The sequence below is a fragment of the Reyranella sp. genome (assembly GCF_965229815.1).
Lineage (GTDB): Bacteria > Pseudomonadota > Alphaproteobacteria > Reyranellales > Reyranellaceae > Reyranella.
Map to the genome: position 1 here is coordinate 2,019,441 of NZ_CBDDJN010000006.1, position 13,138 is coordinate 2,032,578.

11 protein-coding genes and 1 pseudogene are annotated in these 13,138 nt (G+C 68.7%); 6 read left to right on the forward strand and 6 right to left on the reverse strand.

Annotated features, from left to right (window positions below):
* Nucleotides 1-75: 75 nt before the first annotated feature.
* Nucleotides 76-1,389: an amidohydrolase family protein gene (locus ACO073_RS20895; RefSeq protein ID WP_421999946.1), complete on the reverse strand. Its 1,314-nt coding sequence runs from the start codon at nt 1,387-1,389 to the stop codon at nt 76-78.
* Between the two features lie 61 nt (nt 1,390-1,450).
* Between ACO073_RS20895 and ACO073_RS20900 the strand changes: the two genes are divergently transcribed.
* Genes ACO073_RS20900 through ACO073_RS20910 form a run of 3 tightly spaced genes read left to right on the forward strand, consistent with a single transcriptional unit; the run spans nt 1,451 to nt 4,125 of the window.
* Complete coding sequence (locus ACO073_RS20900; protein ID WP_421999948.1) at nt 1,451-2,371, forward strand: polysaccharide deacetylase family protein; 921 nt, start codon at nt 1,451-1,453, stop codon at nt 2,369-2,371.
* Nucleotides 2,368-3,300, forward strand: a complete 933-nt coding sequence (locus ACO073_RS20905; protein ID WP_421999949.1) for a polysaccharide deacetylase family protein — start codon at nt 2,368-2,370, stop codon at nt 3,298-3,300. The genes ACO073_RS20900 and ACO073_RS20905 overlap by 4 nt, the downstream gene beginning before the upstream one ends.
* Before the next feature lie 18 nt (nt 3,301-3,318).
* Nucleotides 3,319-4,125, forward strand: a complete 807-nt coding sequence (locus ACO073_RS20910; protein ID WP_421999951.1) for an SDR family NAD(P)-dependent oxidoreductase — start codon at nt 3,319-3,321, stop codon at nt 4,123-4,125.
* A 96-nt stretch (nt 4,126-4,221) separates the two neighbouring features.
* On the opposite strand, the gene ACO073_RS20915 is transcribed toward ACO073_RS20910, so the two are convergent.
* Nucleotides 4,222-5,187, reverse strand: coding sequence for an NAD(P)H-dependent flavin oxidoreductase (locus tag ACO073_RS20915; RefSeq protein WP_421999953.1), 966 nt, complete (start codon nt 5,185-5,187; stop codon nt 4,222-4,224).
* Nucleotides 5,188-5,199: 12 nt separating this feature from the next.
* The gene (prpF, locus tag ACO073_RS20920) at nt 5,200-6,354 is read right to left on the reverse strand and encodes a 2-methylaconitate cis-trans isomerase PrpF (RefSeq protein WP_421999955.1); all 1,155 of its coding nucleotides are present in this window, start codon (nt 6,352-6,354) and stop codon (nt 5,200-5,202) included.
* Nucleotides 6,355-6,619: 265 nt separating this feature from the next.
* Between prpF and ACO073_RS20925 the strand changes: the two are divergent.
* The 3 genes and pseudogenes from ACO073_RS20925 to ACO073_RS20935 form a co-directional block, all read left to right on the forward strand.
* Nucleotides 6,620-6,778 (forward strand): annotated as a pseudogene (locus ACO073_RS20925) (helix-turn-helix domain-containing protein); the annotation flags it as partial.
* A gap of 133 nt (nt 6,779-6,911) precedes the next feature.
* The gene (locus ACO073_RS20930; RefSeq protein ID WP_421999956.1) at nt 6,912-7,457 is read left to right on the forward strand and encodes a TRAP transporter small permease subunit; all 546 of its coding nucleotides are present in this window, start codon (nt 6,912-6,914) and stop codon (nt 7,455-7,457) included.
* A 10-nt stretch (nt 7,458-7,467) separates the two neighbouring features.
* A complete protein-coding gene (locus ACO073_RS20935) occupies nt 7,468-9,051 on the forward strand; it encodes a TRAP transporter large permease (protein WP_421999957.1) in 1,584 nt (527 codons plus the stop codon).
* 48 nt (nt 9,052-9,099) lie between these two features.
* On the opposite strand, the gene ACO073_RS20940 is transcribed toward ACO073_RS20935, so the two are convergent.
* From ACO073_RS20940 to ACO073_RS20950, 3 genes are all read right to left on the reverse strand, one after another.
* Nucleotides 9,100-10,209 (reverse strand): TRAP transporter substrate-binding protein, encoded by a 1,110-nt coding sequence (locus ACO073_RS20940; protein WP_421999959.1) that lies wholly within the window; start codon nt 10,207-10,209, stop codon nt 9,100-9,102.
* A 123-nt stretch (nt 10,210-10,332) separates the two neighbouring features.
* Complete coding sequence (locus ACO073_RS20945) at nt 10,333-12,027, reverse strand: putative 2-aminoethylphosphonate ABC transporter permease subunit (protein ID WP_421999960.1); 1,695 nt, start codon at nt 12,025-12,027, stop codon at nt 10,333-10,335.
* Complete coding sequence (locus ACO073_RS20950) at nt 12,024-13,091, reverse strand: putative 2-aminoethylphosphonate ABC transporter ATP-binding protein (protein WP_421999962.1); 1,068 nt, start codon at nt 13,089-13,091, stop codon at nt 12,024-12,026. The genes ACO073_RS20945 and ACO073_RS20950 overlap by 4 nt, the downstream gene beginning before the upstream one ends.
* Nucleotides 13,092-13,138 lie beyond the last annotated feature (47 nt).

The following is a 13,138-nucleotide window of genomic DNA, read 5'->3' on the forward strand; positions in this document are numbered from 1 at the left end:
CGCAGCGAGGGGCCCTTGAGGCGACAGGAAAGGCCCCTCGCTGCGCTCGGGGTGACAAGGAGTGGCGATCAACCATCAGCCCAGGATGCGCTGGCGGGACTCGGCCACCATCCTGGCCGCCCGCGCCGCGTCGAAGCCCTGCACCACACCACCCTTCACCCGCACCTTGCCGTCCACCAGCACGGTGTCGATCTCGCGTGGGCTGGTCTGCAGCAACACGTGGGCGCAGGGATCGTCGACGACGGAATCGCCGAACGGACCCTTGCGCACCAGCACGATGTCGGCGCGCTTGCCCGGGGTCAGAGAGCCGACATGCCCGGCGAGGCCCAGCACGCGTGCCGCGGTGATGGTCGCCATCTCGAGCAGCTTGCGCGGCGTCAGCAACGGCAGCCCCTCGCGCACCGGCGGGCGACGGCCCAGCACAATCGAGTAGCTGCGCTCCATGGCGCCGTCGAGGAAGCCCTGCACGTTGAACATCACACGCAGCTGGCCCAGCGGGTCGGAGGCCACGCTGCAGGGCACGTCGCAGCCGAACACGACATGCACGCCGCGCTCGATCGCCCGACGGACGACGTCGGCCGGCGTGCCCTGCGTGTCGGCGGTGGGCGTGAAGCAGAGCGGCATCCCTGCCTCCGCCATGCGCTCCAGCTCCGGGTTGCTGATCAGGTTGCCGTGGATGACCCAAAGGTCGGAACCCAGCAGGCCGGCGGCGTCGAGCTTGCCGATGACGCCCGCCTCATTGACGTGGATGCAGCTCGGCGCCGACATCGACCGCGCGACGTCGACCTGGGCCTCGAGGCCCGGCGCGCCCCAGGAATCGACCCCGAACCCGATCGTGGTGAGGCCGCTTGGTTCGTGGAACCGCTCGTGGACCTGCCGGCCGTCGGCCAGGCGGTCCTCGGGCCGGGCGAACTCGTCGGGTCCCACCGGCATGAACGAATAGGTGAAGAGGTGGCGGATGCCGGCCTCCTTCAGCGCGGCGATCGAGGCCGGCGCGAAGGCGGGACTGCGGATGTCATGGCAATAGTCGACGACCGTCGTCGTGCCGTAGGACAGCATCTCGTGGGCGCCGATCCAGGCGGCATTGTAGTTGTCGTCCGGCGTGTAGCGGCTGCGCAGCGGCAGGAACTTCGAATAGTAGGTGCCGGGCCACAGGTCGGGCACGTAGCCGCGCAGCACCGTCTGCCACAGGCAGGTATGGGCATCGATGATGCCAGGCAAGGCGATCATGCCCGTGCCGTCGATCGTCTCGGCCCCGGTGCCGTCGAGGGACGGTCCGACGGCAAGGATCGCGCCATCCTGGACCAGGATGTCGGCGGCCTGGAAATCGCCCAGCGCGCCGTCCATGGAGACGATTTGGGCACCGCTTATGTGAATTCGATGGGTCATGGCGAGAGTCTTAGTCAATGCGGTGGCCGACGGCTATGGTCCGTCGCGAGAGGTGAAGAGTATGCTCGCCGAACCCGGACACTACGATTACGCCCCCTACAGCGGCCGACCGCGCATCGCCTGGCCGAACGGCAACCGCATCGCCGTCTGGCTGGCCCCCAACATCGAACACTACGAGCTCGAGCCACCCGGCAACCCGCGCAAGGTGCCCTGGCCGCGGCCGGTGCCCGATATCCTGAACTACTCGCACCGCGACTACGGCAACCGGGCGGGCTTCTGGCGCATGGCCGACGTCATGGCGAGGCACGGCGTGCGCGGCAGCGTCTCGCTGAACGTCGCGGTCTGCGACCACTATCCCGAGATCATCGAGCGCTGCTGCGAGCTCGGCTGGGAGCTGTTCAGCCACGGTACCTACAACACGCGCTACTTCTATGACCTTTCGGAGGACCAGCAGCGCGCCGTCATCGCCGACAGCCGGGACACGATCCGCAAGTACAGCGGCCAGACGCTCGACGGCTGGCTGACGCCTGCCATCACCAACGACGAGACGACGCAGCACGTGCTGGCCGAGGAAGGCATCAAGTACACGCTCGACATGGTGCACGACGACCAGCCGATGCCGGTCAAGGTGCGCAACGGGCGGCTGATCAGCATTCCCTACTCGCTCGAGGTCAACGACGTGCCGCTGTTCCAGCTGCGCAACACGCCGGTCGAGCGCTACACCGAGATCGTCAAGGCGCAGTTCGACCAGCTCTACGCCGAGGGCGCCGAGAACGGCACGGTGATGTGCCTGCCGCTGCATCCGTTCCTGATCGGCCAGCCGCAGCGCATCGCCGCCCTCGACGCGGCACTGGCGCATATCGTGGCGCACGACGGCGTCTGGCTGGCGACCGGGCGCGAGATCGCCGCCTGGTACACCGAGCACTATTACGACACGGTCTCGCAGTGGCTGGCCGCCGGCACGCCGGGAGGCCGGCGATGAGCGGCCCCGGGCTCCCCGGCTATCTCGACTATCCGTGGCGGCGGCGCGGCCTCGACCATGACCGCTTCCCCTATCGCATCCTGCCCCGCGCCACGCCGATCGCCTGGCCGGGCAAGGCGCGGGTGGCGCTCTGGATCGCGGTCCATGTCGGTCACTTCCCGATGGACATGCCCCGCACGCCCTTCGTGGCGCCGGGCGGTGTCGACCGGCCCTACCCAAGCTACTGGGACTATACGCAGCGCGACTACGGCAACCGGATCGGCATCTACCGGCTGATGCGCGCCCTCGACGCCCGCGGGCTGCGCGGGACGGCCCTGATGAGCAGCGCCGTGGCCACGCGCTATCCGGCGCTGGTCAAGGAGGTCGCCGCCAGCCGCTGGGAAGTCGCCGCGGCCGGCGTCGACATGGGCAAGCTGCACCACGGGGGCCTCGACGAGGCGTCGGAGCGGGCGCTGGTGACGCGTGCCGTCGCCAACCTGCGCGCCGCCTTCGGTCCGACCGTCCGCGGCTGGCATTCGCCGGCGCATTCCCAGTCGATGCGCACGCTCGACCTCGTCGCCGAGGCTGGCCTCGACTATGTCGCGGATTGGATCAACGACGACATGCCCTATGCCGTGACGACGGCGAAGGGCCCGCTCACCGCCATGCCGCTGGCCTGGGACCTCTCCGACCAGCGCCTGCTGTTCCAGCAGCACATGGACACGGGCGAGTTCGTCGAGCAGGTGCTGCGCGCCTTCGCGAGCTTCAAGGCCGAAGCGGCGGACGGCGCCGGACGTGTGCTCACCGTCACGATCACGCCCTGGCTGATGGGCCAGCCGCACCGGATCCGGGCGCTGGGCGAGATGCTCGACCGTCTCCTCGATCAGGACGGCGTCTGGCCGGCGACGGGCGCGGAGATCGTCGATGCCTGGAAGGCGAGCGCCGGCTAGCCGGCGGGGAGGACGGGAATGGCGAAGACGGCATTGATCACCGGCGCCACCGACGGCGTCGGCCGCGTGGTGGCCCGCGCGCTGGGAAAGGACGGCTGGCGGGTGCTGGTGCACGGCCGCGACCGGACGCGCGGCGAGACCCTGGTGGCGGAGATCGCGGCCTCCGGCGGCAGCGCCACGTTCCTGCCGGCCGATCTCGCCGCACTGGCCGAGGTCCGCCGGCTGGCGGCCGAGGTGCGAGGACAGACCGACCGGCTCGATCTCCTGATAAACAACGCCGGCATCGGCACGGCCGGCGCCGACCGCGAGCTCAGCGCCGACGGTCACGAGCTGCGCTTCGCGGTGAACTACCTGGCGGGCTTCCTGCTGACCCACGAGCTGCTGCCGCTGCTCGAAGCCTCGGCGCCGTCACGCATCGTCAACGTCTCGTCGGCCGGCCAGCAGGCGATCGACTTCGCCGACGTCATGCTGACCCGGCGGTACAGCGGCGTCGCCGCCTACTGCCAGAGCAAGCTGGCGCAGATCCTGTTCACCATCGACCTCGCCGAGCAGCTGAAAGGCAGCGGCGTGATCGTCAATGCGTTGCATCCCTCGACCTACATGAACACGACCATGGTGCGGCGCGCCGGCGTGTCCCCGGCCAGCAAGGTCGAGACCGGCGCCGAAGCCATCCTGCAGCTCGCGGTCTCCCCGACAATGGAAGGCAGGAGCGGCCTCTATTTCAACGTCATGAACGAGGCGCGCGCCAATCCGCAGGCCTACGACGCCGAGGCGCGGCGGAAGCTGCAGGCGTTGAGCCTGGAACTCACCGGGGCCAGACCTTGACCGTCATCCCGAGCGAAGCCGCCCATAGGGCGGCGTAATCGAGGGACCCCCGTCTTGTCGCTGCACCGAAAAGGCAGATCCCTCCACTGCGCCTCGCTACGCTCGGCCCCGGTCGGGACGACGAAGGCTGGCCAGGCGGTCGATCTCGCGCCAGAAGCCCGCGATCGTGTCGTCGACGATCTGCTGCACCGACTTGATCTCGTGGATCAGGCCGGCGCTTTCGCCGGCAGCGCCATGGGTGTTGTCGACGTCGCCCCTGACGTAGAGCATGTCGAGCGTGGCGTCGCGCGGCAGGCGCTCGCGCTTCCCCTCGGCGACCTCGACGGCATAGGGCGTCCGGAGGCCGCGCGAGCGGGCACGCGGCGGATTGTCGACCAGCGCCGTGCCCGTGATCGGCGCCGCCACGATCGCCTGCTTGTAGTTCAGATGCACCGGGCTTTCGTGCGAGGCGACGAAGCGCGTGCCCATCGTGACGCCCTCGGCACCGAGCGCGAAGGCCGCGGCCATGCCGCGACCGTCGACGATGCCGCCCGCCGCCACGATCGGCACGTCGACCTTCTCCCGCACCGCCTGCAGCAGCGCGAAGGTATGGACCTCCTCGGGATTGCGCAGGCCGGCGCTTTCGGCGCCTTCGACGATCAGCCCGTCGACGCCGGCATCGACCGCCTTGATCGCCCCGCGCAGCGTCGCCGTGGCGTGATAGACGCAGACGCCCGCGTCCTTCAGCATCCGCGTGTAGCGCGTCGGATCGCCGGCCGAGGTCGTCACGAAGTGGATCCCCTGGCCCAACAGCCAGTCGATGATGGCGCTCTCCTCCTTCGGGTCCATCTGCAGGTAGCGCACCGGCAGGTTGACCCCGAAGGGCTGGTTGGTGGCGGCGCGGATGGCGGCGAACTCGCGCTGCGTGACCGACAGGTCGCGGATCGAGTTTTCCAGCAGTCCCATGCCGCCCGCGGCCGAGACCGCGGCGACCAGCGGCCCGCGGGCGATCCACGTCATCGGCGACTGGAAGATGGGATAGCGCGAGCGCGTATGGGCGGTGACCCGGTTGCCGTCGAACATCTCGCCTTCGTATCACGCCCCGGCCGGCGGCACCCGCACCCAGCCCTCCATGAGCCGGCGAGCGGAACGGCTCATCATGACCTTCCGGACCGACCACCGGTTTCCGTCGCGCTCGACCGCGGCGCCGACCTTCAACGTGCCCGACGGATGCCCGAAGCGGACCCGGCCGTCCGCCCCGGCCGGCGCGACCCGGTGTACCAGGGTACCCGGAATCGCGGCCGCCGCGGCGATCGCGACCGCACCCGTGCCGGTCATCGCATGGTGCAGCACCCCCATCGAGAAGATGCGCGCCAGCAGGTCGATCGAATTGGCTTCCACGCGGCGCCCGTCCGACGCGGTGTAGCCCGCGGGCCTGGCGACGAAGGAGAGCTTGGGCGTGTGCGGCCGCTTCGCCGTCGCCTCCTCGGGCGTGGCGGCGTCGCCCATCGCCACCGCGCCCTGTGCGCGCACCGCCTCGGCACGGGCGAGCAGCTCGGGATTGCCGTTGACGTCGCCCTGCAGCTCCGTGCCGGTGAGGCCGAGCCGCGCCGCATCGATGAAGATCGTCGGATTGCCGGCGTTGATCAGCGTCGCCTCGACCGGGCCGAGGCCCGGTACGTCGAGCATGTCGATGTGGTTGCCCGTCGGGAAGGTCGACCCGCCCTCGTCGTCGGCCGGATCGAGGAACTCGATCTGCACCTCGGCCGCCGGAAAGGCGACGCCGTCGAGCACGAAATCGCCCAGCTCCTGGACCTCGCCGCCGCTCATCGCGACATGATTCACGATCTTCTTGCCGATGTTGCACTGCCAGATGTTGACCGTGGCCGTGCCGTCGGCCGGCGCGTCCACGAGGCCCGTGCTGATCGCACACGGGCCGACCGCGGCGCTCAGGTTGCCGCAGTTGCCCGACCAGTCGATCAGCGGACGGTCGATCGCGACCTGCCCGAAGAGATAGTCGACGTCGCAGCCGGGACGGCTCGACTTCGACAGGATGACGACCTTGCTGGTGCTGGAGGTGGCGCCGCCCATCCCGTCCGTATGCTTGCCGTAGGGATCGGGACTGCCGATGACGCGCATCAGGACACGGTCGCGCTCGGCCGGATCCGTCGGCAGGTCCTCGGCGCGGAAGAAGACGCCCTTGCTGGTGCCGCCGCGCATGTAGACGGCGGGAATGCGAAGCTGCTTCACGGTCTTTCCTCCTCGCCGACGGCTCGGTGCGGTCGGGCCGGCAGGCGACGGTCGCGCGCTTCCCCGCCCGGAGACGCGATTATGTGTTCCTGATGCCCATCTCGACGCGATTCGGAGGCCGGCCTGGGTTCGGGCGGGAACCCGGGGGCAGGATGAGGCTGCTGGTCGTCGACGACAATACGTGCCGGGCGCCGAGAGACCGACCCTCGCCCTCGGCACGGTGTGGCTGCGCACCGACGGAGGGCGGGTCGCCGTCGACGGGCGCATGCTCACCCTTCCCGCCCGTAATGTCGACGTGCTTGAGGTCCGGCTAAAGCGCCGTGGCCAGGTCGTGTCGTACGGCATGCTCGAAGGCAACGTGTTCGGGCCGGCACAGGACCTCGCCTCGAACGCCATCGAGGTTTACGTCCATCGTTTGCGTAGAATTCGCGACCGAAGCGGGAGTCAACGTGCCGCTCGCACCTCCGAAGGTCATGCGCTACGCTCCTGCCTGATCGAACCGCCACGGTCCTTCGAGAGACCATCAAGACGGCGGACGACGGATCGGGAGGCTCGGCATGGATTCTGTTGCGCGCGCCGTCGCGGCCATCGACTGGATCAACCGGGTCGTGGGCCGGGTTGTCGCATGGCTGACGCTGGCGACGGTGGTGGTCTGCGGCACCGTGGTGTTCTTGCGTTACTCGCTCGGGATGGGCCGGGTCTGGATGCAGGAACTCTACGTCTGGACGCACGCCATGACGTTCCTGCTGGCGGCAGGCTTCGCCTATCTCCTCAACGCCCATGTCCGGGTGGACATCATCTACGCCCGGCTCAGCGCGCGCGGCAGGGCCTGGATCGACCTGCTCGGGGTCGTCTTCCTCCTGATGCCATGGCTGGCGCTGCTCGGCTGGACGTCGTGGACCTATGTCTCCTACTCCTGGCAGACGAACGAGATCTCCGTGCAGAGCAACGGCATGCCGGCCATGTACGTGCTGAAGTCGGCGATCATCGGCTTCGTCGTGCTGCTGGCGCTGCAGGGGCTGGCCTGGATCGGCCGGTCCATCCTGGTGCTGAATGGCCGCGAGCCACCGCCCAACGAGACCCTGACCGGACCGCTGGGCTGAGGGCGGCGCAATGTCCAATGAACTGATCGCCGATATCCTGGCCATCGGCCTGTTCGTCGTCGCCACGTTCGGCGTGCTGTGCGGCTTTCCGATCGCCTTCAGCCTGGCGGGCTTCTCGCTCGTCTTCGCGGCGCTGGGCTGGTGGCTCGGCGTCTTCGACCCGATCATCCTGACCAGCCTGCCGTCGCGCTACTTCGGCCTGATGACCAACGAGGTGCTGGTCGCCGTGCCGCTCTTCATCTTCATGGGCGCGGTGCTCGAACGCTCGAAGATCGCCGAGGCCCTGCTCGAGACGATGGGGCAGCTGTTCGGCAGCCTGCGCGGCGGGCTCGCCATCTCCGTCGTGATCGTGGGCGCGCTGCTCGCGGCCTCGACCGGCGTGGTCGGCGCCACCGTCGTCACCATGGGCCTGCTCAGCCTGCCGGCGATGATGCGCGCCGGCTACAATCCCGGGCTCGCCACCGGCGTGATCTGCGCCTCCGGCACGCTCGGCCAGATCATTCCGCCTTCGGTGATCCTGATCTTCGTCGGCGACCTGCTGATGGGCGCCAACCAGCTGGCCGCCCAGCGCACCGGCAAGGCGCTCGAGCCGATCTCGGTCGGCGATCTCTTCGCCGGCGCCTTCCTCCCCGGCCTGGCGCTGGTCGCGCTTTATATCCTCTACATCATCATTCTCGCCGTGTTGCGGCCGGCGACCTGTCCGGCGCTGGTGATGAACGATGCCGAGCGGGCCTCGCTCGGCCGGCGCTTCGTGCGGGCCCTGATCCCGCCGCTGCTGCTCATCGTGGCGGTGCTGGGATCCATCCTGGCCGGCATCGCCACGCCGACCGAGGCGGCCTCGATCGGTGCGCTGGGCTCGATCATCCTCGCCGTCGCCAACCGGGCCTTCTCGTTCGCCACCCTGCTGGCCGTGATGCGCAACACCGCGGTGATCAGCGCCCTGGTATTCGGCATCGTGCTTGGCGTCTCGGTGTTCTCGCTGGTGTTCCGCGGCCTGGGCGGCGAGCATCTCGTCGAGCAGCTGCTCGTCGACGTGCCGGGCGGAACCTTCGGCGCGGTCATGGCCGTGATGATGGTCATGTTCGTGCTCGGCTTCTTCATGGACACGATCGAGATCGTGCTGATCGTCGTGCCCATCACGGCGCCGGTGATCATCGCCATGGGCGTGAGCCCGGTGTGGCTCGGGGTCATGATCGGCATCAACCTGCAGACCGCCTTCCTCACGCCGCCGGTCGGCTTCGCGCTGTTCTACATGCGTGCCGTCGCGCCGGCATCGATCACGACCGGCGCCATCTATCGTGGCATCGTCCCGTTCGTCGGCCTGCAGGCGGCGGCAATTGCCGTCCTGTGGGTCTTCCCCGAGCTCGCCACCTGGCTGCCCAAGGTGGTGTTCCCCGATCCGGTCGCCATCATGGGCGAACCGTCGCCCGCCTCCGGGCCGGGATCGGGATCGGGTTCCGTGCTCGACGACATCCTGAAGACGCCGTCGACCGCGCCTTCGTCGGGCTCGCCGCTCGACCAGATCCTCAACCAGCCGACGACCAACAGGCCCGCGGACAACGACCCTGTCCTCGACCGGCTCCTGAAAAAGTGAAGGGCCGGCGCTGCCGCCGGCCCTTCCCAATCTCCGCTTCGGATCGCCTCAGGTGAACTGGAAGCCGATCAGGCGGGCGTTGAGGTACTCCTGCAGACCGATGCGCGTCCAGGCCATCTGCTCGCGCTGGAACTTGTAGTAGGAATCGAGCGTCTTCTTGGTGATCTCGTCGCCCGAGTCGCGCATTTCCTTCATCACCTCGGCCACGGCCTTGCCGTAGGCCTTGATGAACTCGTCCGGCAGCTTCTTGAGCTGGACGTTGTGCTGCTTGATCAGCACCTCGAGCGCTCCCGAGTTGCTGGCGTCGTTCTCGGCCGTGAGCTGGCTTTGCTCGTCGCCGCAGCCCCAGGCGAAGATCTGCTGGACGTCCTTCGGCAGCGCGTCGAACTTCGCCTTGTTGACGGTGATCTCGTTCAGCGTCGCCGGCTCGTGCATGCCCGGCCAGTAATAGTACTTGGCGACCTTGTAGAAGCCGGCCGCCAGGTCCTGCCACGGACCGACCCACTCGGTGGCGTCGATGGCGCCGGACTGCAGCGCGCCGAAGATCTCGCCGACCGGCAGGTTGACGATTGTCGCGCCGAGCTTGCGCAGCGCCTCGCCACCGAGGCCGGGGATGCGCATCTTGAGGCCCTGGAAGTCCGCCGCCGACTTGATCTCCTTGTTGAACCAGCCGGCCATCTGCACGCTGGTCGACCCGGCGTGGAAGCCCTTCAGTCCGAACTTGCCGTAGATCTCGTCCCACAGGGCCTGGCCGCCGCCGTAGCGCAGCCATGCCACCGATTCGTTGTTGGTCATGCCGAAGGGCACGGTGGTGAAGACGCTCAGCACCTTGGACTTGTTTTGCCAGTAGTAGGGCGTGGAATGCATGCAGTCGGCCGTGCCGCGCTGGACCGCATCGAAAGCCTCGAAGGCGGGCACCAGCTCGCCGGCGGCGAAGACCTTGATGGTGAGACGCCCGCCGGTCGCGTCACTGATCTTCTCGGCGAAACGCACCGCGGCGACACCGCCGCCTGGAAACATTTTCGGCCAGCTTGTCACCATGCGCCATTCCTGGCGATTCTGTGAAATCGCCGGTGCCGCCACCGTCGTCAACGCCGCTGTCGCGGCGGCTCCGCCCACGGCGGCTTTCGCAAAGTTGCGTCTCTTGATCTTGGCCATTGTGGTCGCCTCCCAATTGTATGGATCCCCGATTACCCGGAACGGTACGCTACACTTGGTCCGACATTCGGATGCTACAGGCCAAAGCCGCCTTGTCAAAGCGTCGGCGGCGCCCGAACGCGTTCAGCGGCGACGCCAGGCCTGCAGATGGCCGAACAGGAAACGCTCGGCGAGGAGATGCAGGCCCTTCACCGCGGCAGAGGTGACGGCGATCACGACGCAGAGCGCGGCGGCCGCCGCCGTCGTCCCGGCTTCCTCGATGTTCACGGCCGCCACCGATGCGAGCTTGGTGTCCGGCGAATAGAGGAAGATGACCGACGACACCGTCGTCATGGCGTTGACGAACAGATAGATCGCGATGTCGAGGATCGCAGGCAGGCAGATTGGCGCGGTGACGCGCAGGAAGGTGCGCGTCACCGGCACCTTGAGCGAGGCCGAGACCGATTCGAACTCGGGATCGATCTGCTTCAGCGCCGTCGTCGCGGTGAGGTGCCCGACAGTGTAGAAGTGCGCCACGGTGTTGATCACCAGGATCGCCATGGTCGCGTAGAGGAAGTTGAGCGGGTTGCCCGGGGCGTTGAAGAAGAAGATGTAGCCCAGGCCGAGCACCAGCCCCGGCACCGCCATCGGCAGGAAGGCCAGCAGCTGGACCACGCCGCGCACCACGTGGAAGCCCCGGGTCTTCTCGTTCAGCCAGGCGCCGACGAACATCAACGCCGTGCCGAAGACGGCCGCCCCGGCCGCCATGCCCAGCGAGTTGAAGTAGGAGTCCCAGCCGTTGGCATCGAACTGCGCGAAGTCGTAATTGTCGAGCGTCAGGGCGAGATTGTAGGGCCAGTACTTGATCAGAGAGCCCCATGCCGCCATGCCGACGACCGTCAGGATCCCGATCGCGACCAGGCCGCAGAAGAGCGACAAAGCGAGGTCCCGCCCGAGCCGGCGCCGCGGCACCAGCGGCACGGCCCGTGCCGTCAGCAGCGCCACCTGCCGGCGCTGGACCAGGCGGTCGACCGCGAAGGCGAGCGCCGCCGGCGCCAGCAGCACCATGCCGACCACCGCTCCCATCGAGAAGTTCTGCTGACCGATCACCTGCTTGTAGACATCGGTGGCGAGCACGTTGTAGTTGCCGCCGATCACCTTGGGGATGCCGAAGTCGGTGATGACCAGGGTGAACACGACCAGGGCTGCGCTGATCACGCCGTACTTCGCGCCGGGCAGCGTCACCGTGAAGAAGGTGCGCAGCCGCGAGGCGCCGAGCACGTCGGCCGCCTCGTAGAGCCGCGCGTCGGCGGTCGCCAGCGCCGTCACCAGGATCAGCGTGGCATGCGGGAAGCAGTAGAAGACCTGGGCAATGACGATGCCCTGGAAGCCGTAGACCGGACCAGACAGCCAGTCCTTGAAGAAGCCCTGGTTGCCGAACAGGTAGACGAGCGCGATGCCGGGCAGCAGGGATGGCGCGAAGATCGGCACCAGCGAGACGGCCTGGAAGAGTCCGCGCAGGGGCAGCACGGCGCGGGTGAGCGCATAGGCGTAGAGGAAGGCGAGCGGCACGACGATCGCGGTCGCCACCACGGCCACGTGCAGCGAGTTCAGCGCCGAATCGAACAGGGCCGGCGTCGAGAAGTAGGCATGGAAGTTGGCGAGACCGACGAAGCGGCCGTCGCGGTCCTCGAAGCCCTTGGCCAGCAGCGCCCAGAGCGGCAGGCCGACCGTGACAAGCAGCACCGCCGCCAGCGCCAGCACGCCGCCGCGCATGACGAGATCGTCGCGCGACAGGCCGATGCCGGCGCGGCGCGCCGGCGCAGCCGGCACGCTCACGCGGCGAAGATCCGCAGGCGGTCCGGCGGCAGGGCTATGTCGAGGCGGCTGCCGGCCGCGACGCCGAGGTCGCGCATGAGGTTGGACGAGAAGTCGGCGGTCAGGGACAGGTCGGGACGGTCGCGGACGGCGAGCCCGGCGCGGCAGAACGAGCCGACGAAATCGAGTTCGGTGACCTCGACTGGCAGGCGGTTGGCGGCATCGGCCGGCACGTCGCGGACCTGGACGTCCTCCGGCCGGATGCAGAGCTGCACCCCGCCTCCAGCGACCAGCCCGTCCTGCGGCAGGCAGGCCAGCGCCAGCCCCGCGACCTCGACGCGGTCGGCCGCCGCGAGCCGGCCGGGCAGGAAGTTCATGGAGCCCACGAAGTCGGCAACGAAGGCCGTCGCCGGCCGCCGGTAGATTTCCTGCGGCGCGCCGACCTGCTCGATCGCGCCGTGGTTCATGACCACGATGCGGTCGGCCATGGTGAGCGCCTCTTCCTGGTCGTGGGTCACCATGATGGTGGTGACGCCCAGCCGGCGCTGCAGCGCCTTGATCTCGTGGCGCAGACGCAGGCGCACCCTCGCGTCGAGGGCCGACAGGGGCTCGTCGAGCAGCAGCAGGCCCGGCGAGGTGGCGAGCGCCCGGGCGAGCGCCACGCGCTGCTGCTGGCCGCCCGAGAGCTGGGCCGGATATTTGCGCGCCGCATCCGGCAGGCCGACCAGGGTCAGCAGCTCATCGACCCGCGCCGCGATCGCCCGCCGGCCCTGGCGGCGGCTCACCAGCCCGTAGCCGACATTGTCGGCCACGCTGAGATTGGGGAAGAGCGCGTAGGACTGGAAGACGATGCCGAAGTCGCGTCGGGCCGGCGGCAGGGCCGAGACGTCCCGCCCCTGCTGGTGGATCGTGCCCGACGTCTGCGGATCCAGCCCGGCGATGGCGCGCAGCAGGGTGGTCTTGCCGCAGCCCGAGGGTCCGAGGAAGCAGACGAACTCGCCCTCGCCGACTTCCAGCGAGACGTTGCCCAGCGCCGTGAAGGTGCCGTAGCGCTTGCCGAGGTTGCGGACTTCGAGATAGGCCATCGCCGTCAGACCGGGGCCACGGGTCGAGGGACCCCTGCCGTTACCGC